The 24,321-nt window shown below is 41.0% G+C and carries 21 protein-coding genes; 8 read left to right on the top strand and 13 right to left on the bottom strand.

All coding sequences use genetic code 11. From position 1 onward, the window contains the following. Positions 1-9: 9 nt before the first annotated feature. The 3 genes from J8M01_RS11920 to ilvY form a co-directional block, all read right to left on the bottom strand. Positions 10-1,782 (bottom strand): DUF4856 domain-containing protein, encoded by a 1,773-nt coding sequence (locus tag J8M01_RS11920; protein WP_211058127.1) that lies wholly within the window; start codon positions 1,780-1,782, stop codon positions 10-12. A gap of 297 nt (positions 1,783-2,079) precedes the next feature. Further along, positions 2,080-2,763 (bottom strand): response regulator transcription factor, encoded by a 684-nt coding sequence (locus J8M01_RS11915; RefSeq protein ID WP_211058126.1) that lies wholly within the window; start codon positions 2,761-2,763, stop codon positions 2,080-2,082. A gap of 68 nt (positions 2,764-2,831) precedes the next feature. Further along, the gene (ilvY, locus tag J8M01_RS11910) at positions 2,832-3,731 is read right to left on the bottom strand and encodes an HTH-type transcriptional activator IlvY (RefSeq protein WP_211058125.1); all 900 of its coding nucleotides are present in this window, start codon (positions 3,729-3,731) and stop codon (positions 2,832-2,834) included. Positions 3,732-3,873: 142 nt separating this feature from the next. On the opposite strand from ilvY, the gene ilvC reads away from it, so the two are divergent. From ilvC to J8M01_RS11890, 4 genes are all read left to right on the top strand, one after another. Further along, positions 3,874-5,346 carry a ketol-acid reductoisomerase gene (gene ilvC / locus J8M01_RS11905; RefSeq protein ID WP_211058124.1) on the top strand — a complete coding sequence of 491 codons (1,473 nt, stop codon included), beginning with the start codon at positions 3,874-3,876 and terminating at the stop codon, positions 5,344-5,346. Positions 5,347-5,533: 187 nt separating this feature from the next. Next, positions 5,534-7,447, top strand: coding sequence for a methyl-accepting chemotaxis protein (locus J8M01_RS11900; RefSeq protein ID WP_211058123.1), 1,914 nt, complete (start codon positions 5,534-5,536; stop codon positions 7,445-7,447). A 165-nt stretch (positions 7,448-7,612) separates the two neighbouring features. Next, a complete protein-coding gene (locus J8M01_RS11895; RefSeq protein WP_211050156.1) occupies positions 7,613-8,803 on the top strand; it encodes a tetratricopeptide repeat protein in 1,191 nt (396 codons plus the stop codon). Then, the gene (locus tag J8M01_RS11890) at positions 8,745-9,683 is read left to right on the top strand and encodes a M28 family peptidase (RefSeq protein ID WP_211058122.1); all 939 of its coding nucleotides are present in this window, start codon (positions 8,745-8,747) and stop codon (positions 9,681-9,683) included. The genes J8M01_RS11895 and J8M01_RS11890 overlap by 59 nt, the downstream gene beginning before the upstream one ends. Here the strand turns inward: J8M01_RS11890 and J8M01_RS11885 are convergent. Continuing rightward, entirely contained in the window at positions 9,611-9,928 is a 318-nt protein-coding gene (locus J8M01_RS11885) for a GIY-YIG nuclease family protein (RefSeq protein WP_192508002.1), read from the bottom strand. The genes J8M01_RS11890 and J8M01_RS11885 overlap by 73 nt on opposite strands. Positions 9,929-10,054: 126 nt before the next feature. Between J8M01_RS11885 and J8M01_RS11880 the strand changes: the two genes are divergently transcribed. Continuing rightward, positions 10,055-10,414 carry an outer membrane protein assembly factor BamE gene (locus J8M01_RS11880; RefSeq protein ID WP_192508003.1) on the top strand — a complete coding sequence of 120 codons (360 nt, stop codon included), beginning with the start codon at positions 10,055-10,057 and terminating at the stop codon, positions 10,412-10,414. A 97-nt stretch (positions 10,415-10,511) separates the two neighbouring features. Here J8M01_RS11880 and J8M01_RS11875 read toward each other — a convergent pair whose 3' ends face one another. Together J8M01_RS11875 and J8M01_RS11870 are read right to left on the bottom strand one after the other, a co-directional pair. Further along, positions 10,512-10,826 carry an RnfH family protein gene (locus tag J8M01_RS11875; protein ID WP_192508004.1) on the bottom strand — a complete coding sequence of 105 codons (315 nt, stop codon included), beginning with the start codon at positions 10,824-10,826 and terminating at the stop codon, positions 10,512-10,514. Beyond that, a complete protein-coding gene (locus J8M01_RS11870) occupies positions 10,823-11,260 on the bottom strand; it encodes a type II toxin-antitoxin system RatA family toxin (protein ID WP_192508005.1) in 438 nt (145 codons plus the stop codon). Before J8M01_RS11870 ends, J8M01_RS11875 begins: the two co-directional genes overlap by 4 nt. Before the next feature lie 141 nt (positions 11,261-11,401). On the opposite strand from J8M01_RS11870, the gene smpB reads away from it, so the two are divergent. Beyond that, positions 11,402-11,884 carry an SsrA-binding protein SmpB gene (gene smpB, locus J8M01_RS11865; protein WP_192508006.1) on the top strand — a complete coding sequence of 161 codons (483 nt, stop codon included), beginning with the start codon at positions 11,402-11,404 and terminating at the stop codon, positions 11,882-11,884. Between the two features lie 432 nt (positions 11,885-12,316). Here the strand turns inward: smpB and fabB are convergent, their stop codons facing one another. Beyond that, positions 12,317-13,531 (bottom strand): beta-ketoacyl-ACP synthase I, encoded by a 1,215-nt coding sequence (gene fabB / locus J8M01_RS11860; RefSeq protein ID WP_192508007.1) that lies wholly within the window; start codon positions 13,529-13,531, stop codon positions 12,317-12,319. A gap of 180 nt (positions 13,532-13,711) precedes the next feature. Here fabB and mnmC point away from each other — a divergent pair, with 180 nt between their 5' ends. Then, entirely contained in the window at positions 13,712-15,703 is a 1,992-nt protein-coding gene (mnmC, locus tag J8M01_RS11855) for a bifunctional tRNA (5-methylaminomethyl-2-thiouridine)(34)-methyltransferase MnmD/FAD-dependent 5-carboxymethylaminomethyl-2-thiouridine(34) oxidoreductase MnmC (protein ID WP_211058143.1), read from the top strand. A gap of 56 nt (positions 15,704-15,759) precedes the next feature. On the opposite strand, the gene J8M01_RS11850 is transcribed toward mnmC, so the two are convergent. After that, complete coding sequence (locus tag J8M01_RS11850) at positions 15,760-16,617, bottom strand: OmpA family protein (protein ID WP_312037162.1); 858 nt, start codon at positions 16,615-16,617, stop codon at positions 15,760-15,762. A gap of 213 nt (positions 16,618-16,830) precedes the next feature. Here J8M01_RS11850 and rnt point away from each other — a divergent pair, with 213 nt between their 5' ends. Then, positions 16,831-17,502, top strand: coding sequence for a ribonuclease T (rnt, locus tag J8M01_RS11845; protein ID WP_210996765.1), 672 nt, complete (start codon positions 16,831-16,833; stop codon positions 17,500-17,502). Between the two features lie 52 nt (positions 17,503-17,554). On the opposite strand, the gene J8M01_RS11840 is transcribed toward rnt, so the two are convergent. The 5 genes from J8M01_RS11840 to J8M01_RS11820 all read right to left on the bottom strand — a co-directional run bounded on the left by J8M01_RS11840 (position 17,555) and on the right by J8M01_RS11820 (position 24,044). After that, the gene (locus J8M01_RS11840) at positions 17,555-19,591 is read right to left on the bottom strand and encodes an SEL1-like repeat protein (protein WP_211058121.1); all 2,037 of its coding nucleotides are present in this window, start codon (positions 19,589-19,591) and stop codon (positions 17,555-17,557) included. 284 nt (positions 19,592-19,875) lie between these two features. Next, positions 19,876-20,880: a type I glyceraldehyde-3-phosphate dehydrogenase gene (gap, locus tag J8M01_RS11835; RefSeq protein ID WP_192508010.1), complete on the bottom strand. Its 1,005-nt coding sequence runs from the start codon at positions 20,878-20,880 to the stop codon at positions 19,876-19,878. A gap of 18 nt (positions 20,881-20,898) precedes the next feature. Continuing rightward, a complete protein-coding gene (gene eda / locus J8M01_RS11830) occupies positions 20,899-21,519 on the bottom strand; it encodes a bifunctional 4-hydroxy-2-oxoglutarate aldolase/2-dehydro-3-deoxy-phosphogluconate aldolase (RefSeq protein ID WP_210996696.1) in 621 nt (206 codons plus the stop codon). 26 nt (positions 21,520-21,545) lie between these two features. Further along, positions 21,546-23,399 carry a phosphogluconate dehydratase gene (gene edd / locus J8M01_RS11825; protein WP_211058142.1) on the bottom strand — a complete coding sequence of 618 codons (1,854 nt, stop codon included), beginning with the start codon at positions 23,397-23,399 and terminating at the stop codon, positions 21,546-21,548. Positions 23,400-23,882: 483 nt separating this feature from the next. Beyond that, positions 23,883-24,044 (bottom strand): hypothetical protein, encoded by a 162-nt coding sequence (locus tag J8M01_RS11820; RefSeq protein ID WP_211058120.1) that lies wholly within the window; start codon positions 24,042-24,044, stop codon positions 23,883-23,885. Positions 24,045-24,321 lie beyond the last annotated feature (277 nt).

The raw sequence follows: 24,321 nt of genomic DNA, 5'->3' as shown, positions 1-24,321 counted from the left end.
TAATTGTGTCTACCAGTTTGCAGCGACGTCAGCATCGAAACCATAAACCTCAGTTAAAATAGCGCGTGCCTCTAACAAATCAGCGCTATATGCTTCAATCGCAGCAGTACCACCACTAATCACAGGTTTATTGCCCATTAAGTTTAGTACTTTAGCCAACTTACCTGCATGACCTGCATCATTAAATGGTGTATCAGGGTTAAATTGTAAGTTAAGTGCAAAACCTTTCATTTCAGACCAATGCTTCGCTAAAGTTTCAAATTTAGAAACATCATAACCGCCTGCTTTCATCTCTTCTAAGTCTGTACGCGTATCATTTATATAGTGAACAACAGTCGCTGAAATTGATTTTTCCCAAGCTAATACTGCTGTTTTTGCCGTCGCTTTAAGTTCTTTAGCTTGTTCTTCAGTTAAAGCTGAACCTGCATTGTCAGCAATAAGCTTACGACCGGCATAAAATGCTTCAAATGCTTCTTTGGTTAAATCGGTTGTTCCATTTGAACCGCGGTCACGTTTTGCTGCATTAGTTGAATTACCAAAGTTGTACTCTGATTTAAGGTCAACATTGCCATCAGCATTAGTATCTTGGTACCCTTGCCATGCATCACGACCGCCTTTACCTGCAATTTCATCGTCGCTATAACTTAGGTAATTACGTGCGGCACCAAAGTAACCAAAGCCCTCATCCCACTGATGTTCTAGATTTGTATAAGCTTTGCCATCAACCAAACTGGTGTTATCTGACAATAGGCCTTTTGGTTTACGATCTTTTGTAGGGTCACCTTCTAGTTTATCATCAAGGTAATCATCAGCACCTTGTGAAAATGCAACTGCACCATATAAGAACTTTTGAATCATTTGCTTCAAATCAACGCCATCAGCAGTAACATATTTACTATCGATTTCATCACCTAGAGGCGTTTCAACGTTCGCTGATTGAGCACGAGTAACCAGTTGGTCAAATAGCACATCAATTAAGCCCTCAGGTGTATTCGTCGCCAAACCTTCCCACCCAATAAAGCTGGTACCATCATTCCATACTTTGTGTTGGCCTTCGCTATCATTACCTGCGATTTTGCCACTTAAATCTTTATGCGAACTAGACACTGCAAACAACGTTGTCTGCTTCGCCGCTGGCGTTGTTGTCACTGATAACGTTTTATTTTCCCAAATAGCAGAATATTCATCATCGGTTAGTTTATAAAATTTATTTAGTTCTGCTTTTAATTCAACGGCTGTCATTGAACCTGCGTGCTCTGCAAATGCTTCGCTTGCAATATAATTGTATATTTCTTTGATTAATATATGGCGCGCGGTCTGGCCTGAATATGATACTGTTGACTCGCCGGTATCTTTATTTAGGAAATCATAATCCATTTCATCGGTTACAGTTACTTCTAGCTCTTGGCTAAACTCACCACTTGCACTATCTGTTACTTTTACCATAACCATGATTTTTGGCTCAGCTTCAAAGTCAATTACAACGCCTTCTTTGACTGATAATGTAGTCCCTTCAATCACAAAGCGCTCATCTTCGGTTGTAAACGTATGTGTGTCTGCTGAATCCGCATCTGTCGCCACTAATGTACCAACAACTTGCGCCGCTGCTAAATTTTCCATAACCGTTTTAACGTCAGAGATGCTAATAGCAGTTGGTACTGAATTAGTTGGTGTAGTTGGCGTAGTTGGTGATGAATCATTTGAGCTAGAACCACCACACGCAGTTAAACCAAGAGTTGCGGCCAAGATAGATGTTGCAAGAAGAGACTTACGTAAAATCATTTATGATTTCCTCTGAAAATTATTTGTATTTACATTTTCTTATCTGGGACAAAAGTATACACGCATATAAATAGCAATCAATATTATTTGCGTTGCCGAAACAAAGTAAATATGACAATTTGTAAACCTCTATCTGGTAGAAATCATAGATTTACAAAAAAACTGTTGTTCAAACACATATAAAACAAGCAATCTATCTGATATTTATTTCGCTTTTCATTCAAAAAAGAAGGCACTAATTTATGCTAATAACTCATTGCAACATAAAGATAATTGCATAAGATTAAATATTATAAGCTACCGCCAAGCATCTTTAACAAAAATATAACCTTGTTTCCAAATCGTTTTGATTTTTCCAGGTTGTGATGAATCATCTTCTAATTTTTTTCGTAGTCGTGAAATGCGTACGTCAACCGTTCGAGTGTCATCTTGATAAGGTTTATCAATGATGGTTTTATAAACATGCTCTCGACTAATTACTCTCCCTGCATTACTTGCCAATAACCATAGTAGTTCAAATTCATGACTTGTCAGGTAAATTTCTTTATCATTCAATGTCACTAGCCGTGCTCGAGCATCGATTACTAGCAGTCCAAATGTCAATAAAGAGCTTGATTTTGACGCCGCAGGACGTAGCAGCGCATTCAGCCTTGCTTGCCACAAACGCGGGGTGGCTGTTTTCGTTATTACATCATCCGCCCCCGACTCCAACAAAAAGCTATGGTCAGCTTCGTCTGTTTTTTCCGTAAAAACCATGACAGGTGCGGCAAACTGTGACTTCATTTTATCAATTAGGTCTGTTGGATTATCAAGGGTAAATTGCTCATTGACAACAACACCCGAAATATCTTGAACCCCTTCCCAATCAGGCATATCAGCCTCACTCGAAAAATGAAAAACTTCATATCCTGCTTGCTCAAATATTATTTTTCGCTGTATAAAATATTCCGATTCACGTTCAGCGAACAAAATTTTAGCCATTTCTACACCTAAAGGATTAGTTTTTATTTTAATTTGGCTAGTTTAATGCTTGAAACTGAATGGCAGCTTTACAAGATGAACAAATTCTCTGCCGTTTTCCATAACACAGCAACAACAGGGTCAGTCAATCGCTTTGTTTTACACACTAAGCCCACTTCTATCGGCTCCATTGGTTCTGACACGGTCAAATATCGAACTTGCTCTTTAAAGGGTGATTGAGCCAGCACAATCTCAGGGATACACGCAATACCAAACCCTAAGCTTGCTAAGGCGACCATCGCCTCATGCCCTGAAACATGGGCGTATACTTTCGGTGTAAATTGCAACTCAGTACAAAAGGTATCAAGCCTCTCTTTTAAGATGCCATGTTCCGGCATGATAAAGGGTAATTGGCTCCACTCCATCACTCCATTGACGTTTGAGTCCAATAAGTCACTCAAAGGGCATGCCATTGTCGGTGCTATAATCACCAAGGGTGAACGTCCAAGTGGCAGATACGATATACCATTGGGTAAATGTGTTGGCTTGACAGCAACAGCAAGGTCTTCTTTATCATTTTGCACATGAGTAATAGAAAATGCTGGATCTCCAGTATTTAAGTTCAACTCAATCGCGGGATACTGCTGTCTAAACTGTGCAAACAAGTCATAAACAAAGCTATAAGTCGCCGTAACAGAACAATAAAAGCTCAATTCTCCACTTAGTGGCTGTCGGCTATCTTGACATTGGCTCTTAAACTGCCGCCACTGCGACAAGGTTGTACGTGCATACTCAACAAACGCTTTCCCTTGAGCAGTTAAACTCACACTGCGGTTATCTCTAATAAATAAAGCAACACCCAGTTCTTGCTCTAACTGCTTAATCTGTCTACTCAATGTAGGGGCACTAATATGGCACTGTTCACTGGCTCGGCCAAAATGCAGTGTTTCTGCAAGTCCCAAAAAATACTTTAATTGCTTATGATCCATACGGCCTCACATTACTTACGCTAGGTAGTATTTCATAATATGAAATACTACAATTCAAATATATCATTTTACGTAATTAATAACAGCGCTTATGCTGGCCTCACACTCTATTTAAATACTTTCTTATTTTTAAGGCACTAACATGGCGAATTATTTTAACTCTTTATCACTAAGAGAGCAGCTAGCACAACTGGCACAATGTGAATTTATGGACCCTCAAGAATTTAATGAGGGTGTGAGCGTACTAAATGGCAAAAAACTGGTCATTGTAGGTTGTGGTGCACAAGGGTTAAATCAAGGTCTGAACCTAAGAGACTCAGGACTCGATGTTAGTTATGCTTTACGTGAATCTGCGATTGCTGAGAAACGCCAATCTTTCTTAAATGCATCAGAGAATGGGTTTACTGTTGGTACCTATGAAGCCCTTATTCCAAGTGCCGATTTAGTTCTAAACTTAACACCTGATAAACAGCACACTTCGGTTGTTAACGCGGTTATGCCTTTAATGAAAAAAGACGCAACACTCGCTTACTCTCATGGCTTTAATATCGTTGAAGAAGGCATGCAAGTTCGTGAAGATCTTACGGTTATCATGGTTGCACCAAAATGCCCAGGCACTGAAGTACGCGAAGAATACAAGCGCGGTTTCGGAGTGCCTACGCTAATAGCTGTTCATCCAGAAAATGATCCACAAGGCAAGGGCTTAGCCCAAGCTAAAGCATATGCTGCGGGCACTGGCGGTCATCGTGCGGGTGTACTTAAGTCATCATTCATTGCTGAAGTAAAATCAGATTTGATGGGTGAACAAACCATTCTATGCGGTATGTTACAAACAGGCTCGCTATTATGTTTCGATAAGATGGTTGAGCAAGGTATCGACGCTGCATACGCATCAAAACTCATTCAATATGGATGGGAAGTGATCACTGAAGCACTTAAGTACGGTGGTATCACAAATATGATGGACCGCTTATCTAACCCCGCAAAGTTAAAAGCCTTCACATTAAGTGAAGAGTTAAAACAGATTATGCGTCCGCTATATAACAAACATATGGATGACATCATTAGTGGTGAGTTCTCACAAGGTATGATGGCTGATTGGGCTGAAGATGATGCTAAGTTATTATCATGGCGTGCAGAAACGGGGGAAACTGCATTCGAAAAGCAAGCTAATACTGATCAAGAAATTTCAGAGCAAACCTTTTTCGACAAAGGCATTCTTATGGTAGCAATGGTCAAAGCCGGCGTTGAACTCGCGTTTGAAACAATGACTGCCGCAGGGATCATTGATGAGTCAGCATACTATGAATCACTTCATGAAACGCCACTTATCGCCAATACGATTGCGCGTAAAAAGCTATACGAAATGAATAGCACTATTTCAGATACTGCAGAATACGGTTGTTACTTATATAACCATGCATGTTTGCCACTCCTTAAACCTTTTATGGAAAACATTGATACCGACGTTATTGGTAAAGGCTTAGATGTGACAAGCAACTATGCTGATAATCAAGAGCTTATCGATGCTAACTTAGCCATTCGTAGCCACCCAGTCGAAATCATTGGGGAGCAACTACGCGGCTACATGTCTGCTATGAAAAAAATAGTTTAAACCAGTTCGCTTGTTAGAAACCGAGCCCATACGCATTCGCTATGGGCTTTTTTCATATCTATGCTTCATTCGTACCTTTTTTAACATTATACAAAAGTGGTAATTTAATGAACAATTGCTACACTTTGTTCGATCGCATTATTGATTATGGTAGAATAGTTCCCTTGTTTTAGAAAAGTGTGGATCAATGCGAAAAACTAGCCTTACAATCACTCAAAAAATCACATTATTAGGTAGCCTAATTGCAATAATTGTTGCAGGGATAATCGGTGCTACTGCGATTTATAGCGCAAAAACGATGACTGAAACACGCATGTTAGAGTCAGAGCTACCTGCAAAAGTCGAAAGCATTAACAAGTCAATCTCAAAGCAAATCTACCAACTAAAAGATGCAGCTAAACAACTCTCTAGTAATGTTTTTATTACTGAGTCAGCAAAGAATGGGCAACTCAGTGAAACGCTATTAGTGAACGAGCTCGGAAGGTTGGTTGACCAATATCAATTGGCCACGGCTTCATGGGCTAACCGAGAAACACGACAGTATTGGAACCAACATGGCTTTCTCAGAGAACTCAATCATCAACAAGATGGCTGGTTCTTTGGCTTTACACAAAGCGGGGCCGAATACTCAATTAGCATTTTCCAAGAATCCCCTGGGGATGTAAAAATGTTTGTCAATCATCAGCAAACAAATGGCGTCGGCCTTGCTGGCCTTGCAAAAAGCATTGATGATATGCAACGTATGTTGAGTAATATGCGAATCGAAAAAACCGGATTTGTATTTGTGGTCAATAAAGAAGGTACCATTCAGCTGCACCCAGATGCAGCATTAGTTGCCACCACCACACTCAGAGATTTATACGGCAACCAAGCTGTTGGTAGTTTACTTTCCAATCAAGACTTCGTCGTTGAGAAACTCAACCTAACCGAGCAGACAACCTTAGTCGCAGCAAGTCCAATTGCTGGTACTGACTTATATGTCATCGCCCAAGTGCCTGAATCTGAAGTCATTGAAGAGATTCTATCCCTGCAGTGGCAGATAATTGCTTTTTCGGTTGCCGTTGCACTCGTTGCGAGTTTGATTAGCTTATTCTTAGCTAAAAATTTAAGTGCGCCTCTATCAAATATGGCACAACTATTTGCACGTTTAGGGAGCGGAGACGCGAAACTAAATTACAGAGTGCCAGAATCTGAGCAACCAGAATTACAGGCTTTGGCTGAGGGTTTTAACCAGTTTATTAATAAAATTGAGCAAGCCATAAAGAAAGTTGCCAGTGAAAGTGGCGATATTCGTAGTGCCAGTGAACGCGTTTTTGAACAAAGCCAAAGTAACTCTCAATCTCTCGATGAGCAGAAGTCACAAACTATTTCAGTGGCTGCCGCAATAAATGAAATGGGGGCAACGGTACAAGAGATTGCTGGAAGCGCAAATAATACAGCTAAATTGACTGAACAGAGCAAAGAAATGTCAAATCAGAGCCACCATGGTGTTCAGCAAAGTCAAACCCAGCTACAAGGGTTGGCTAATGATATTGATGCGATGGCCTCAGAAGTAACGACATTGGCCGAAAAAACGCAATCTATTGCCAATATTGTCGATGTCATTCGCGGAATATCAGAACAAACGAATTTATTAGCGCTCAATGCGGCAATTGAATCTGCACGTGCGGGTGAACATGGTCGTGGTTTTGCCGTAGTAGCTGACGAGGTACGTGCACTCGCCAGTAGAACTTCGCAATCAACTGATGAGATTCAAGCCACAATTACAGAGTTAACGGTTGCATCTGACTCTATTGTCAAACAAATTAGTCAGTCGAAGCATCAAGCAGTACAAAGTGTTGAAACAATGCAAAACTCTGTGGAACTGATGAAAACCATCACCGAAACTGCAAACCAAATTAATGATATGACCACATTAATCGCTGCTGCCACCGAAGAACAAAGTAACGTGGTTGCCGATGTGGGCCGAAGCATTGAACATATCAGCACCATTAGCGATGAAGTTATGAATGAGCAGTTAAATACTGAGCATTCAATTCAAGCGCTTGCAGACTCAGCTAAAATACTAGATGGCTTAGTAGCCAGCTTTGAGCAAGGGTAATTTAGCGGCCTATAAAAGTTCACTTAACCGAGCTTCTAAATGGTGTTTATATCAAGCGATATAAACACCATTTATTCCTGCAACAATTTGTAACCAAACAAACTACTCCTCAGTTATATTTTGAACTATGCTTGATAAATAAGCAGTTTTAAGTGGGAGGTGGTTATGTCCACGCTAAATAAAATAAAATTCGTCAGTCTGATCCCGATATGTTTTTTACTAAGTGCGTGTTACAGCACTGAACAACAAGTATCGACAAATAAAAACTTATTGAACGATACCCTTTTCTCCGAACATCGCGTGCCGAGTGAACGCGAAGTATTTCAGCTTGATGCTAAAATAAAAACACAACTTGATGTGTATTTTAGAGGGGCAACCCCTTCGTTATCACAGACCCAAACCTTGCTTAAATTTTTAGTAGATAATGGTGAATCATCGCTGTCTTATCAGTCAGGTGCCAATTTAACCGCTTCAGAAGCCTACTTTGATCTCAATGCGAATTGCCTTTCATTATCTATTTTATCATTTAGCCTCGCCGAGCACCTTGGTTTTGAATCCCAATTCCAAAGAGTACATATTCCAGAATATTGGGATCAAACATTAGGGTATAGTTTATTAACCGGGCATGTGAACTTGGTTATCACTGAATCAAACTTTGCCAGAAATCGAACAAGAACCAGTGCTGTGTCACTTTATACAGCACCAAAATCGCTCACGATTGACTTTGATCCCAACAGTCGCCAACAAAAATTCCCAACATCAAACATTACTAAGCAAAGAATTTTAGCCATGTTTTATAGCAACCGTGGCGCCATACATATGATTAATGGCGAGCACGACTTTGCCTATAACTATTTTAAGGCCGCGATAAATATTGATGAACATTACTCAGGTGCATGGGGTAATCTTGGGGTGTTATATAGAATCGTTAACCAACACCAACTTGCAGAGCAAACTTATCAACAAGCCCTAGCATTAAACGTAGATAACAAAACTGTGATGGGAAATATGGCGTTATTGTATAGATTAACCGAACGAGCGCATCTAGCGGATTCAATCGAAAGCAAACTCAGTGCAGAACGCAAAGATAACCCGTACTACCAAATTGTATTAGGGAATGAAGCTTTAGAAGCGAACAATTTAAGCCTCGCGCTTCGTCACTTTAATAGGGCAAGAAGACTTGATACTAAACTGCATAGCAGTTATTTTGGCATTGCAAAAGTACATTATTACCGAGGTAACCTTGAGCAGGCACAAAAATACTTATCACAAGCTTATAAATTATCTGAATTTAACCATGATCGAAAACGCTACCAAAATAAACTTCAGTGGTTACAAACTGTGGCTAAAAATTAGTGTTTTAGCCTTTTTTACCGCCGCCTATCAAGCTAGTGCGTCGCAATTGCACGAAGATATGCTCACTTTAACAAGCCCAGCACATGCTGGGCGACCCGCAGGTAAAACTGACACCCCAAATATTAGCGGGCAATATATATACAATCGGTTTGAGCATCTGAATTTAGAAACGAAATATCAAGCTTTTCCATTTAAGGCTGGCTTTTTTCGCCATGCTACAGGGCATAATATCATCGCAACGCTACCCTGTAATACACAAACTTGTGGGAACAACCTCGTTATTACAGCCCATTATGACCATTTAGGAGGCCAACCCACGTCTTACTATGCCGGTGCAAATGACAATGCATCGGGTACATCTGCGTTACTTTATTTAGCCGAACTACTGAACAACAAAACGCGAAACCGTTCAGTGACGTTTGTCGCAACAGATGCAGAAGAGAAAGGCTTATACGGTGCAAAATACTTTGTAAGTCAACTCAAGGCCACAGATATCGCCTTAAACATAAATCTAGATATGTTAGCCCCAACGTCTAAAAATAGAGTCTACGTGTTACATTCTAAGCACACTTCCAACGCTCTATCTATCCTTAAGACACTCCCTAAGCCTGACTTCAACCTGAGAATTGCGAATTCACGTTATAAAATGCAAAGAATGATGGATAACCCTCGAATTGATTGGCATCGCGCCAGTGATCACTATGCATTCGCCAAAGCACGCATACCTTATATTTACTTCGGCATTGGGGAAGATAAAAACCACCACACTAAGCGCGATACAATAACCGCTATTAATTTTGAACGGTATCAGCTTGTTGTTAATTTCATTAGTGATTTTATCGTTAAATTACTCGACTCACCATTAGAAGCAACCAATTGAATTTTCTGTGCTTTATTGAGTTTTTTAACTTGCCATTCTAATTTACAAGCATCACTTTTAGTACCCACTGGGTATGAGAAAACCAATTGTAGCGGTGCTTTGCCTTTTAAATTTTTGGCCCCTTTTCCCTCTTGGTGCGCCTCAATACGGGCAGCTACGTCATTAGTCACCCCTGTATACCAATGACCAAACCGTGTTTCAACAATATATATATACCAGGTTGACTTGGCATCAATCTCAGACATTTCTTATTTTTTCCCTTCTATTGAGAAACTTTTTCTATACACTAAGGTCGAACTTCGACAAGAAGCTTTACCTTCTGCGCTTAATCGGTATCATGCAAATAATTGAAAATAAGGATACACAAATACATGCAGTCTAATAAATCCCTTTCTGTTTGGCTCGTTGCTTTTATAACGACGGTAATGCTGTCTGGTTGCTCTAGCTGGGTATATCGCATCAATGTGCCACAAGGTAACTTTTTAGAACAGTCAGATGTAGAAAAACTACGCATAAACATGACTCGCGAACAAGTGTTATTTGTTTTAGGCAGCCCAATCGCGAAGGATGCTTTTAACAGTAAGACTTGGCACTATGCTTATGTATTCAATATAGACCGTGAATCAGAACAACGGAAATCGCTGACCGTGTATTTTGAAGATGAAAAGCTAACCCGTATTACCGGCGATTATGATGAGCCTAAAGAGTTCAACACTCCTTTAGATGAATAACGCTTTTGATAGTTTAAGATTAAAAAGGGCTTTAGGCCCTTTTTTGTTGTCTTAAGCACCGATAATAGACCAATCACCACAGTTAATGACCTACTCTCTAGGTTCTACCACCGGTGATCTTATTTGCTCTGCCTTCTTCTTTTGCTTTTTCTGCTCGACGTCGACGTGCATCTTTCGGATCTGCAATGAGTGGTCGATAAATCTCGATTCGGTCCCCTTCCTTTACAGCTTGCTTGCCTTTTACTGTGCGATTCCAAATCCCTAATGTTAAATTAGTAGGATCAATATCTGGACATTTATCAAGTATGCCTGATTGTAGTACCACTTGCTCAGCAGAAGTCCCTTCTGCAACATCTACGGTTAACACCACCGCTTTGTGAGGCACTGCAAATACTACTTCAACTTTTATCATGAGCGTGCCCCATATACCGTTTTAGCGCGCTGCGTAAACGCTGTTACCATATTTTTAGCAACTTCATTAAAAATCTTCCCAAAAGCCAATTCCACTAACTTATTTGCAAATTCGAAATCAAGTTTTAACGTCACTTTACAAGCTTGGTCATCTAATTCAATAAACTCCCAATAACCATATAGTGACTTAAATGGCCCATCCACTAACTGCATTTTCATTTGATTGCCATCAAAACTATTTTTTGTGGTAAACCACTTTTTAAGCCCAGCTTTTGATATTTCTAAACTGGCAACCATATCGTTTGAGGTTGCTTCAATAATTTTTGCATTTGAACAATTTGGTAAAAATTCTGGGTATGCGTCAACATCATTAACCAGAGTAAACATTTCTTGAGTGCTATACATCACCAACGCACTTTTTTCTATTTGTGGCATAGTTACTCCATTCTATTTGTCGCGATTTTAGCAAGCTTTTGAAAATTTATCTTGTATGCAGTAAGCTCCTGCGCGAAAATAAGACATAAATTTGAAAAAGCACTATTTTCTGTCCACTTTTCTAGGTAAACTACAGCCATTATGGCAAAGAAAAAATCATCAAAATCAACAACCAATACCATCGCGCTCAATAAAAAAGCGCGACATGAGTATTTTTTACACGATAAGTTTGAAGCGGGTATGGAGCTCCAAGGCTGGGAAGTTAAAAGTATCCGAGCGGGCAAAGTAAACATTTCAGACACCTACATTCACCTTAAAGATGGCGAAGCATTTTTGCTTAGCAGTCAAATTCAACCACTAAACAGTGCTTCAACGCATGTTATTTGCGATCCTATGAGGTATCGTAAATTATTATTAAACAAGCGGGAGATTGACCGTTTAGTGGGTGCAACAGAGCGAGATGGTTTTTCCCTTATTGCAACCGCAATGTATTGGAAAAAATGCTGGGTAAAACTAGAGTTTCACTTAGCCAAAGGTAAAAAAATGCATGACAAGCGTTCAGACTCCAAAGATAAAGATTGGTCTCGTGAAAAAGAGCGTCTTATGAAGCATTCAGCACGCTAACTTCAGTTTTCTCTAGTTAGGGAAGATACTGTTCAGATTACAACGCTCAATATATTATTGGGCGTTTTGTATTTTGGGACCTTATATTGCGTGCAGTCATGACAGATACCTACCAGCGGTTGCACTACTTGACTCACTCAGAACAAGGTGAATACGTTCTCACTCAAATCGTGCCATCATGTGTTAGCACACCTATCAGCCGATGAATCACATAGAGTAGAACAAGTATAAAACTTCGCTTTACACGGCTCAAACTGTGCATCGTGGTTGGTGTACCTCCTAAAGCAAAACATCATCTATTTGAATTCATTGAGGAGAAACCACATAACATGTGCCAACACGGCAATTGAAAAAGCATCAGCTTTAGTCAGTATTTATCAAAAATCGACATAAAAAAACCTCGCTTAGAGAGGTTTTTTTATGTGTTTAAACTTAGCCTTTGTACTTTTGCATCACGAGTGTTGCGTTTGTACCGCCGAAGCCAAAGCTATTTGACATCACCGTGTTTAACTCAACATCACGACGTTCTGTCACAATATCTAAGCCTTTCGCTTGTTCATCTAACTCGTCAATATTAATCGATGGTGCGACAAAGTTATTTTCTAGCATTAATATTGAAAATATTGCCTCATGTACACCTGCAGCACCTAGTGCATGGCCTGTCATCGCTTTTGTGGCACTAATTGCAGGAGATTTCTCACCGAACAGTTCTTGAATAGCGCCTAGCTCTTTAACATCGCCAACTGGGGTCGATGTACCATGCGTATTTAAGTAATCAATCGGGCCATCTACATCTTGCATCGCTTGCTTCATACAGCGTACTGCACCTTCACCTGAAGGCGCTACCATATCATAACCATCTGATGTCGCGCCGTAACCGACGATTTCTGCATAGATGTGCGCACCACGAGCAAGTGCATGTTCCAGTTCTTCAACAACAACAATACCACCCCCACCCGAAATAACAAAACCATCACGGTTTGCATCATACGTACGAGAAGCCAATGCCGGTGTTTCATTATACTTTGTAGACAATGCTCCCATTGCGTCAAATTCCATTGCCAGTGTCCAATGTAATTCTTCACCACCACCAGCAAAAATAACATCTTGCTTACCAAGCTGAATTTGCTCAACGGCGTTACCAATACAGTGAGCAGATGTTGCACATGCTGAACTAATTGAGTAATTGACGCCCTTAATTTTAAAAGGGGTTGCCAAACATGCTGATGTTGTACTCGCCATAGTACGCGGCACCATATACGGCCCAACACGCTTTACACCTTTTTCTCGTAATATATCTGCGGCTTCAACTTGATGCTTAGAAGAACCACCACCTGAGCCAACAATTAAGCCCGTGCGCTCATTAGAGACTTGATCTTCTGATAAGCCTGAATCTTCAACAGCCTGCGCCATTGAAATATAAGAAAATGCAGCTGCATCTCCCATGAAACGGTGTGCTTTACGGTCAACAAAGTCTTTTACGTTAATATCAAGGTTACCTGAGACATTACTACGTAATTTATACTCGGCAAATTCAGGGTTAAAAACGATACCGCTTTTTCCTGCTTGTAGAGATTCTAATACTTCTTGCTTGTTATTGCCGATGCTTGAAACTACACCGATCCCCGTAATTACGGCTCTTCTCATGGGTAAATTCCCTTAGTCATTTACTAAATTGTGGCTATTCTACGCTGAAATGCCCACCTAAGTGGTCAGCTTTCCAGCTTACACACGTACTCTGAATTCTTTTTACTCAAATTACAACGGACTATTACATATAAAACGCGTAAAATGACATTAATATTTTTGCTGTTACTACATATTACTATGATAAAAAATGCACAAATCCATTTCAATGAGATGGGCACGCCAGTCGCCGATAGGTTCGATGACGTATATTTCTCAAATGATGACGGACTCGCTGAGTCTCATTATGTCTTTTTTACTCAGAATAATATAGCCGAGCGATTACAAAATCATGACCAATCTCATTTTACCATCGCTGAAACAGGATTTGGCACTGGGTTAAACTTTCTCAATGCTTGGCTACAATTTAATAATCGACCAAAAAACAGCGCTGTGAATAAACTCCATTTTGTTTCATTTGAAAAATTTCCAATTAAACACCAAGAACTCGTGAAAGCACTTGCTGCATGGCCATCACTGCAACAACAAGCTAATGCGCTATGTAACCACTACCCCATTGCACTTGCTGGGTGCCATCGTCTTGAATTTGAGCAAGGCACAGTCGTATTAGATTTATGGTTTGGTGATGTTCATGACTCATTACCCCAATTAAGCTACCAGTCACAAGGGATTGTTGACGCATGGTTTTTAGATGGTTTCGCGCCGAGTAAAAACCCAGATATGTGGCAACAGAGTTTATTCAACGCAATGGCCGATTTATCTCGGTGTAACGCAACGTTTGCGACATTCACGGCCGCAGGGTTCGTCCGTCGCGGTTTACAAGATGCAGGTTTCATCTGCAAGAAAGTCAAAGGTTTTGGCCGTAAACGCGAAATGGTGGTAGGCACACTAGAAAAAGCAACAAAGCAGGAAACCACCCCAGCATATTATTACCATGATACGCGTGCGTTAAACAACGTCGCAATTATTGGAGGGGGTATAGCAAGCAGTTGCTTGCTATATCAATTAGCCAAACGAGGGAAAAAAAGCACTTTTTTTTGTCAAGATAGTAAACTCGCACAAGGCGCTTCCCATAATCGCCAAGGTGCTGTTTATCCGAATTTACAAGCGGATAATTCTCCCCCCAGTGAACTATACGCCCACACATTTTTATACGCTAGACGATTTTACGATGATATACATAAACAAGGGTATCACTTTGATCACAATTGGTGTGGCGTACTATTACAAGCTTTTAATGACAGTAAAACACAGCAACAGAGTAACTTAGTCAACAAAGCTCAATGGCCAACCCCTTTGATTAGGCCTGTAACCCAGTCTGAAGCCTCTGATATCGCGAGTGTAACCTTGCCATATGCGGGGTTATTCATCGAACAGGCCGGTTGGGTGGACCCAGCGCAACTGACACATGCCATATTTAATGCTGCGCAACAACAGGTAAAGTCCGACAGCTATTTTAATACGGATATTGAACGATTAGAACATACTGAAAGCGGCTGGTATTTACAGACAGAGGATAAAAAGTTCGGGCCTTTTTCTGATGTTTTTATTTGTGCAGGTGAACACAGCGATCGCTTTAGCCAAACCGCTGACATAAATATTCATGGCGTGAGGGGGCAAGTGTCACATATTGCTCAAGGCTCTGAATCAAGTAAATTAAGCACAGTATTGTGCCACAAAGGATATTTTACACCTAGCCACAATGGTGAGCATTGTATGGGAGCCACATTCGATAAAAATACCAAAAGCCGAGAAGTCAGAGCGGATGACAATGAAACCAACCATGCACAGCTTATGAAATTTTACAGTCAAACTGAATTTGCCCAAGGTTTGGGGGAAATTAACAGCGAGAAAGCCGCCGTGCGTTGTTGTTTTAGCGACCACGTACCAATGCTTGGCCAAATACCAGAGCAACAAGATTTAATCGATAGCTTCCATAATTTAACCAAAGGTAAACATTATGGGTTTGGCACTCCGGTAACGCCTCATCAAGGGCTGCACGTTCTTACGGGATTTGGTGCTAGAGGGTTATGTACTGCGCCCCTCACAACAGAGCACTTAGTCGCCAGCTTATGTAATGAGCCCAGACCACTCAGCGAACGTGTACATCATGTAATACACCCAAATCGATTTATTGTTAGAGATTTAATTCGTAATAAAATTGGTGTTTAACGCTATCATTTCAAAAAGCCGCCTACAATAGGTGGCTTTTACTCTATTGCTCGAATTTAAGATTTTGCAATTTGAATGATCACACGACGGTTCTTACGGCGTCCTAGCGCATTATCATTTGGTTCAACATGCCGTTTTTCACCAAAGCCGTCGGTGCGAACTTTCTCGCTTGGTACGCCCATATCTGACATATACCGCTTGATGGTTTCTGCACGCTTGCGTGACAACACCATATTGGTATTTCTCCCGCCATAACTGTCTGAATACGCCGAAATATAGATAGACTCTATATTTTCGTCATTCTTTAAATACTCTCCAATCATCTCTAAACGCTTTCTTGAAGACTTAGTCAGCATACTAGAATTCTTTTTATAGTTCATTACTGTAAAGGCTATGTCTTCAAAGCTGTATGGAAGCAAGTTATCTCTACATTGTAGAAATGCCCAATACATCTCACGAAAATTAACAGACGATAACGCCACTGAAATTTGATCACTGCTATTTTGCCAATCTTTATAATAAAATGTGGGATAGTTGCCTTTTTCAAGCTCTGTCAGCATTTCCCATGCGATACTATTATCAAGTTCACCATCGAACTTTTTCAGTAATTGCATTTTACTAATATCACGGACTGGATTACCCGCACGCCATGCCGGAGGCACTGATTGTAAACCTGCAAAGTCGTAACTTTCAGGACGCACAACCATATCTAAATTAAATGTCAGGTCTTTATTTTTACTGGCTGTTGACGTAAAGATTGCATCTCCATAGTAAGGCACTTCATGGTTAAGTTCACAAGAAAGACGAGTCGTTTTATCAAGCGTCCAATGAGACGTATCCGCGTTGGCACTATATTGCCGCATCGCTGCATTCACTTCACTTACTACGCTCAATAAGCAGCCAAAACTGAGTATTAATACATGTAATTTCACAACCTGACTCCAACTTTGTCAAAAAACTGCCAACTTAAGTCGCTATTTACTATTACAAACTAAAAAATGTAATTCGACTCAACAGTATAATGCAATTATTATGCCTAAAAAAATAACGACATTCATCCTACGCAGTTAACATCCTCTTGAGTAACTTGTATAATGGCTGATTCACATTCAGCAATCAAAAGTATTATGGCAGAAACAGAGCAAACCTTATTTTCACAGCGCTTCCGTGGCTTCTTCCCTGTTGTTATCGACGTAGAAACAGCAGGCTTTAATAAAGATACCGATGCCTTGCTAGAAATTGCAGCTTCAGTACTCAAAATGGATGAACAAGGTGAACTAAGCTTAGATCATACTTTGCACTTCCACGTTGAACCGTTTGAAGGCGCAAACATTGAGCAGTCCGCCATTGAGTTTAATGGTATAGACCCTTTCTCACCGCTACGCGGGGCTGTTGCCGAAGCTGATGCGATTAAAGAAATTTGTAAAATGGTGCGTAAAGCACAAAAAGCAGCTGGCTGCTCTCGCTCTGTTATTGTGGCCCACAATGCGGCATTTGATCATGGCTTTTTAAACTCGGCCATCGAGCGCAATAACATCAAACGTACCCCATTTCATCCCTTTGTTAGCTTTGATACCACATCACTTGCCGGACTTGCGCTCGGTCAAACAGTCTTAGCCAAAGCTTGTCGCACTGCGGGGATCGAGTTTGATAATAATCAAGCACATTCCGCATTATATGATACAGAGCGTACAGCTGAACTGTTCTGTCATATCGTGAATAAGTGGAAAGCATTAGGCGGCTGGCCTCTTCCTCCTGAAGAAGAGTCAGATACCCCAACTGAGCCTGACGCATCATAAAATAAAAAAGCCACTAAATTAAGTGGCTTTTTTACTCATATTATCACTATGGCTAGTGCGTATTATACTCAAGCGTACATGAACCAACAGTGCTATGTTGGCATGCTGCTTTACGGTAATACTGAGAAAATGCTTCGCTTTTTTCAACCCCATGACCTAACTCGTACATCTCAGCCAAATTGCGACATGAGCGGCTCTCTTTATTTGATTTGCATACTTTCACAAACATCGCCACGGCACGTTTCAAATCTTGACTAACACCATGACCATCGCGATAAGCTTCAGCTAAAAAATGACAGCCGGTCATATAATTGTTATCACAAGCAATATTAAATAGTTTACTTGCTAAAGCACTGTCTCTTTTCAAGTTATCGCCATCACGATGAAGTAACCCCAACTCAACACACGCCTTGCTATAGCCTTTATCGCACGCTTTATTATATAACACCCTCGCTTGTTCAAGGTTTTGCTCACCCCCATCACCAAAAATATACATTTGCGCTAAATGTGTCATGCTGGGTGTGTATCCTAGTTCTGCTGCCAACTCAAAGTAAGATCGTGCGATTACATCGCTTTGCTCAACAGCAAGCCCGCGTCTAAAGTACTGGCCTGCTTTATTTAAACATTGTTTATTACCTTTATTTGCACACAATAAATACCATGAAATAGCAAGGTCTTGGTCTGCACTCACCACTTCGCCAAACTGATAACTGCGTCCAAGTTCCAATTGAGCCCGAGCTGAATAATTTAATGCCGAACGTCGAAAAGCTAAATACGCTGCCATTTTATCTGGTGTGTCAAAATAGCCAAATTTTAGCGCTAGCCCTTTCAGATAATCTCCATGTGGGTGGCGTTTTTGTGCGGCCTCATCAATCCATTTTTTTGCCTTTAGCCAGCCATCACTTCCCTTTTTATTCGCTCTTAGCAATAGCTCCGCATAGGTTGACTGAGCTCCTGTTAAGCCTTGCTCAGCTAAGAGTGAAAAACCAGATAATGTATTAACAAGTTCATCCTCTTTAACTTCCTGTAAGGCATGTAACTGAATATAGTACTTAGCTTTTAATGAGCCTTCACTCGCAGCCATTTCTATATATTTAGTCTGCTCTTCTAACGCATTGGCATCCGCCACTTTTTTGTATAACCAAGCATATTTTAACCGTCCATCCCCAGGAGATAACCCCTGCTCAGCATCCGTCATATACTCATTCGCCCGAGTTATATTCGGCTCTACCCCAATCCCTTGTTCGTACATTAATGCCAAAGCGATATTGGCGTCCAAATACCCCATGTCTGCGCTGTGGGTGAAGTATGATTCACACTGCGTATTTAAATCATTGACTGGTACCTTATTTAAACACAACACGCCGAGTTTATAATAGGCAATAGGACTATTATCTTGCGTAGCGCGGTTATACAAAGCAACAGCGGCTTCCCACTCTTGTCGATGCGTTAACAATTGTGCCTTAGCCAGCCGCGCACCAGTATCTTTGATTACTAAAGGGTCTATAACTTGTGTTTCAAGTAAATTTGAAATAACACCAAATGGGTACTGCACACCCAGTACACTGTGAATAAACTGATTGTTTTCAAAGTAAATTTCTTTTTGTAGCCCCGTAACCGGATCATTTACCACATATATTAAGTAAATAGCCTGTTTTGCATGCGCCAGTTGCAGGTAGATATCAATGATTTCATGATCAGACCGTTCCATCATGTCAAAAGCATCAGCCCAAGTCATCACTTCATATGCCGAATAGTATTCATTGCCATTGCCGCTAGCCTGTATTCCTGACTCAATCAGAGCCACAGCCGATGCATGATACCGAGCCTGTGCTAGATCACCATACGATTCAAAGCACGATTGAGCAGATAAATGTGGTTTCACAGACCAGAAGTTCGCTCGTGTCAATTCAAACCAATTTATATCTGTACAAAGCACATTATGTTGCGCAATATCAATTAAAATCTGCTTATATTCTTCATCTTTTTGGACCACATCGCGCACGAAAGATGACGCTAAATAAGCTCGCCAAATAGCGTTGTAACTCACTCGCTCCGGGTTGTTTCGAAAGGTATCGATAACACTCATATACCTCTGGTTTTTTTGCGCCGCGCTTATGCTTTGTTCTCCTGTGCTTTTACACCCGGCCAACACAGCACATATTAACAACAGCCATAACCTCAACACCGACATATTCGTTCTCTTTAAAATTAGTGACCAAAAGTAGCAACATACGCCACACGTATTATTGAAAAGTTTCAATAATATCATTAATCATGACAATAATTTAATGACTAACAAGTAATCTGTGTAGAAAAATAAAAAGGCCGCTGAATAGCGGCCTTTTGACAAGTAACTTTAGTTATAATGCGTTATAGGAACTGACCTAATGCTTTAACTTGATCAATCATGCGGTTTGAAAAACCCCATTCGTTATCATACCAAGCCATCACTTTAACCAATTTACCATCGGCTTTAGTTTGTGACGCATCAAATACTGATGACGCAGGGTTATGGTTAAAATCAATTGATACAAGTGGTAATTCGTTATATTCGAGAATTCCAGCCATCGCGCCCTCAGCTGCAGCTTTCACAACTTGATTCACTTCTTCTGTAGTGGTATCACGCTTAGCAATAAACGTCAAATCGACCAAGGATACATTCACTGTCGGTACTCGAACCGCCATGCCATCAAGTTTACCTGCAAGCTCTGGCAATACTAAACCTACGGCCTTAGCTGCCCCTGTTTTAGTAGGGATCATTGACTGAGTCGCACTGCGCGCTCGGTACAAATCTTTGTGATATACATCACATAAGTTTTGGTCATTCGTAAATGCATGAATAGTCGTCATACTACCTTGTTCAATACCAATAGCATCATTCAATGCTTTTGCAACAGGAGCTAAACAGTTAGTCGTACATGAAGCATTTGAAATAATGGTGCTTGAAGCTGATAATACGTCACTGTTTACACCGTGAACAACGGTTGCATCTAGGTCAGTACCAGGTGCTGATACGATCACTTTTTTAGCACCTGCTTCAATGTGCTTTGATGCAGTCTCGCGTGAAGTGAAAATACCCGTGCACTCTAATACAATATCGACATTTAGCGATTTCCAAGGCAAGTTTTCTGGATCTCGCTCTTGCGTTAGGGCTATTTCATCATTACCAATAATGAGCGTGTTATCTGCAAGCGTCACTTGCTGATTAAAGCGCCCATGTACAGAGTCAAATTGCGTCAGATGCGCATTCACATTCGCTGGTGCTAAGTCATTAATAGCAACAATTTTTATTTGTTCGTTCTGGCCAGACTCATAAAGCGCTCGTAAAACATTGCGACCGATACGGCCATAGCCATTAATTGCGATGTTGATCATAACTGAGATTCCCCTTGATTATTTAACTTCACTTGCTTGTTTTGCAAGCGCTTCAATGGCTTGCCAGTCTTTGTTAGCGATAAGCTGCTTATCAAGCATCCATGTACCACCAACACAAATTACGTTCTTCAACGCCAAGTACTTCGGCGCACTGTCTAATGAAATCCCACCTGTTGGGCAAAAAGTGACCTGAGGTAGCGGGCCACCTATTGATTTAAGCATTGGCACACCGCCAGCTGCTTCTGCTGGGAAGAATTTCAAAAATTTAAATCCGTGAGAAGCTAATTGCATGACTTCACTTGGTGTCGCGGCTCCTGGTAAAAAAGGAATATCACTGGCTTTGGCTAATGCGAGTAGCTCATCATTTACGCCTGGGCTCACCATAAAGTCTGCACCCGCTGCCACTGATGCTTCAAATGATGCTTTATCTACCACTGTACCAGTGCCAACGTAGGCTTCTGGGACCGTCTCTTTCATAATTTTTACTGCTTGCGCTGCAACTGGTGTGCGCAATGTTACTTCGAGTGCTTTTAAGCCACCGTTATACAAAGCTTGTGCAAGTGGCGCGGCATCTTCTAAATTGTCAATAACCACTACAGGCACGACTGGTGCCGATGATAAAATCTGTTCAATACTCATGTTAGTCCTCATACCCAATGCGTTTATTATTGATCTAGACCAAAGGCACTTGCGCCTAGGTCTGCACTGCTAACAATGTTTCTAAAGCCAGTGAATAACTCTCTACCAGTACCAAATGTTGCTTCTGGTTCACTCAATTGCAACTCTCGTGCTGAGAGCTCTTCGTCTGACACATGTATAAATAGCTCGCCTTCAGGGGCATTTAACGTCACCAAATCACCCTCATGAATTTTAGCAATAATACCGCCTTCAACCGCTTCAGGTGCTAAGTGAATGGCTGCAGGCACTTTACCTGATGCACCAGACATTCGACCATCAGTCACTATCGCAACCTTGTAGCCTTGATCTTGCAATGTTGCCATCACCGGCGTTAATTTATGAAGTTCAGGCATGCCCTTTGCTTTTGGACCTTGCTCTTTTATCACGGCGATAAAATCTTGGTTTAACTCGCCATCTGCATATGCTTGTTGTAATGCAGCTTGTGAACTGAACACCTTCGCTGGCGCAGTCACTGTTTGATGCTTTTCATCTACTGCTGATACTTTAATTACCGCTTTACCAATATTACCTGTCAGTAGTTGTAAACCACCTTGTGGACTGAATGGATTGCTTACAGGGCGCAGTACATCTTCGTCGAGTGAATTCTCAGGACATGGCACCCACTTAACTTTGCTAGGGCCTGTACTGTTTGTCATAATTAAACTCGGATCTGCGGCAAGCATTGGCTCTTGCGTATAAGCATCAAGCCCTTCACCAACAATGGTTTTCACATCGTTATGTAAGAAGCCACCATCACGTAGTTCACGCATTAAAAAGCCCATACCGCCGGCTGCTTGAAAGTGATTTACGTCTGCCGATCCATTCGGGTATATACGAGTAAGAAGAGGCACAACTTCAGATAAGTCGGCCATGTCTTTCCAAGTAATTTGCACACCGGCTGCACCAGCCATCGCAACCAAGTGAATAGCGTGGTTGGTAGACCCACCAGTTGCTAGTAAACCAATAAGGCCATTAATAACGGTTTTCTCACTCACTACATCAGCTAAGCAATTGGCATTTTTGCCATCAATAAGCTGTTCCAACATCTGCTCAACTGCATTACCAGTTAAGCCATCTCTAAGCTCTGTGTAAGGATTAATAAATGAGCTACCCGGTAAATGTAGGCCCATTATTTCCATTAACATTTGGTTGGAGTTTGCAGTGCCGTAGAAAGTACAAGTACCTGCACTATGATAAGAGGCGCTTTCCGCTTCGAGTAATTCTTCTCTGCTGACTAAGCCTTGTGCAAACTTTTGGCGAACGCGTGCTTTTTCTTTATTTGGGATACCCGACTGCATTGGGCCAGCTGGTAAGAAGTAAACTGGCAAGTGGCCAAATGACAATGCTCCAATTAAAAGCCCTGGGACAATTTTGTCACACACGCCAAGGCAAAATACCCCGTCAAATACGTCATGTGATAATGCAACTGCGGTTGACATGGCAATCACATCTCGAGAAAACAATGACAATTCCATGCCATCACGGCCTTGGGTAACCCCATCACACATCGCCGGAACACACCCTGCAACTTGCGCTGTAGAATCATACTTTTGGGCTATGTCTTTGATAATGTCAGGGTAGTCTTTGTAAGGTACATGGGCAGACAACATATCGTTATATGAATTGATTATGCCTAAGTTCGGTTGCTCGTCTACTTTTAGACGATCTTTATCTGAACTAGAACATGCAGCCATAACATGAGCAATGTTGCCACATCCTAGGCCTGAGCGTACGCGTGTTTGTTTTTTTGCTTGTTGTATGCGAGCTAGGTAGGCTTGACGCGTTGTTTTACTGCGTTCGATAACACGTTCTGTGACTTCTTTAATTCGAGGATGCAACATCATAAAATTCGACTCGTCTCTATCGTTAGAGGAAAAAGGCTCAGCAGATTTAAAGACTCCACTTTAATACCGTACTGAGCTTCTTTTGATTTACCCGTTCAAAGGTACGCTACCAGGTTGTCTCTCACCTCAACCTGACACCGGTGTCACTGTATTAAGCCACGCTTATGACACCGGTGTCAACCTTTAACCTTAAATTTAGATTAAAAAATTAAAATGACCAAATAATGACCGCTAATAAATTATTGGCCAATATGAATAAGAAATGGAGAAGTAAAAAATAAACTAATTAGCAATGAGTAACTTAAAAAACTCACTCGTAAACGAAGATTTACTAACGCGCCTATTTTACAATGTGTGAGTTGCTGAGTACTTAAAGAAGGAGCAATATACCTATCATAAGCACTCGCTCACTAGGGATCAAGACTATAAACAAGCAGGTATATTCACGTCACGTTGAATGCAGTACAGTGAAGTGCGGTATCATACATTAACCTGTACGTGTACTAGCTCAGGCCCGTTCCAAACTAACCCCCGATGTTCATCTTTGTGATGTAGGTCAGTGTTTATACTAAACTCGGCAGCAAAAACTTCAATATACTCATCACTCTCTTTAATCGCTCTGACGTATGCCAAAACCAGCACAAAAACTCTTATATAAACAAAAAAACCAATAGTCAGCTAAAACTCAACTTTTAAGCTAGCCCCTTTCCTTATATTGCTCTAACGCAGGTCTGAGTCTATGCCAAAACCACTACACACTCGTTTATAAATATAAACCAAAACTCTAGCTTTACATCAAACCTCACCTTTCGTCGCGCTGACGCAGGTCAGAGTCCATTTCACACCCAACAGCGAATTATTCCAATAAACACATACCTTATCACACGAATCGCCTTGTCGAAGTGGATCAATTAGGCAG

The sequence above is a fragment of the Pseudoalteromonas sp. MMG005 genome (genome assembly GCF_018101015.1).
Taxonomy (GTDB): Bacteria; Pseudomonadota; Gammaproteobacteria; order Enterobacterales; family Alteromonadaceae; genus Pseudoalteromonas; species Pseudoalteromonas aurantia.
This window is presented reverse-complemented; position numbering and strand designations above follow the sequence as displayed.

What these genes read in the sequence shown, in the direction of transcription:
- fabB (WP_192508007.1), bottom strand. Translation starts at nt 13,531, where the DNA reads ATGAGAAGAGCCGTAATTACGGGGATCGGTGTAGTTTCAAGCATCGGC.
- J8M01_RS11840 (WP_211058121.1), bottom strand. Translation starts at nt 19,591, where the DNA reads ATGAGTGTTATCGATACCTTTCGAAACAACCCGGAGCGAGTGAGTTAC.
- J8M01_RS11880 (WP_192508003.1), top strand. Translation starts at nt 10,055, where the DNA reads ATGCAGTCTAATAAATCCCTTTCTGTTTGGCTCGTTGCTTTTATAACG.
- J8M01_RS11885 (WP_192508002.1), bottom strand. Translation starts at nt 9,928, where the DNA reads ATGTCTGAGATTGATGCCAAGTCAACCTGGTATATATATATTGTTGAA.
- J8M01_RS11915 (WP_211058126.1), bottom strand. Translation starts at nt 2,763, where the DNA reads ATGGCTAAAATTTTGTTCGCTGAACGTGAATCGGAATATTTTATACAG.
- J8M01_RS11920 (WP_211058127.1), bottom strand. Translation starts at nt 1,782, where the DNA reads ATGATTTTACGTAAGTCTCTTCTTGCAACATCTATCTTGGCCGCAACT.
- J8M01_RS11875 (WP_192508004.1), bottom strand. Translation starts at nt 10,826, where the DNA reads ATGATAAAAGTTGAAGTAGTATTTGCAGTGCCTCACAAAGCGGTGGTG.
- J8M01_RS11900 (WP_211058123.1), top strand. Translation starts at nt 5,534, where the DNA reads ATGCGAAAAACTAGCCTTACAATCACTCAAAAAATCACATTATTAGGT.
- eda (WP_210996696.1), bottom strand. Translation starts at nt 21,519, where the DNA reads ATGAGTATTGAACAGATTTTATCATCGGCACCAGTCGTGCCTGTAGTG.
- J8M01_RS11895 (WP_211050156.1), top strand. Translation starts at nt 7,613, where the DNA reads ATGTCCACGCTAAATAAAATAAAATTCGTCAGTCTGATCCCGATATGT.
- J8M01_RS11890 (WP_211058122.1), top strand. Translation starts at nt 8,745, where the DNA reads ATGATCGAAAACGCTACCAAAATAAACTTCAGTGGTTACAAACTGTGG.
- smpB (WP_192508006.1), top strand. Translation starts at nt 11,402, where the DNA reads ATGGCAAAGAAAAAATCATCAAAATCAACAACCAATACCATCGCGCTC.
- mnmC (WP_211058143.1), top strand. Translation starts at nt 13,712, where the DNA reads ATGATAAAAAATGCACAAATCCATTTCAATGAGATGGGCACGCCAGTC.
- ilvY (WP_211058125.1), bottom strand. Translation starts at nt 3,731, where the DNA reads ATGGATCATAAGCAATTAAAGTATTTTTTGGGACTTGCAGAAACACTG.
- ilvC (WP_211058124.1), top strand. Translation starts at nt 3,874, where the DNA reads ATGGCGAATTATTTTAACTCTTTATCACTAAGAGAGCAGCTAGCACAA.
- J8M01_RS11870 (WP_192508005.1), bottom strand. Translation starts at nt 11,260, where the DNA reads ATGCCACAAATAGAAAAAAGTGCGTTGGTGATGTATAGCACTCAAGAA.
- gap (WP_192508010.1), bottom strand. Translation starts at nt 20,880, where the DNA reads ATGATCAACATCGCAATTAATGGCTATGGCCGTATCGGTCGCAATGTT.
- rnt (WP_210996765.1), top strand. Translation starts at nt 16,831, where the DNA reads ATGGCAGAAACAGAGCAAACCTTATTTTCACAGCGCTTCCGTGGCTTC.
- edd (WP_211058142.1), bottom strand. Translation starts at nt 23,399, where the DNA reads ATGTTGCATCCTCGAATTAAAGAAGTCACAGAACGTGTTATCGAACGC.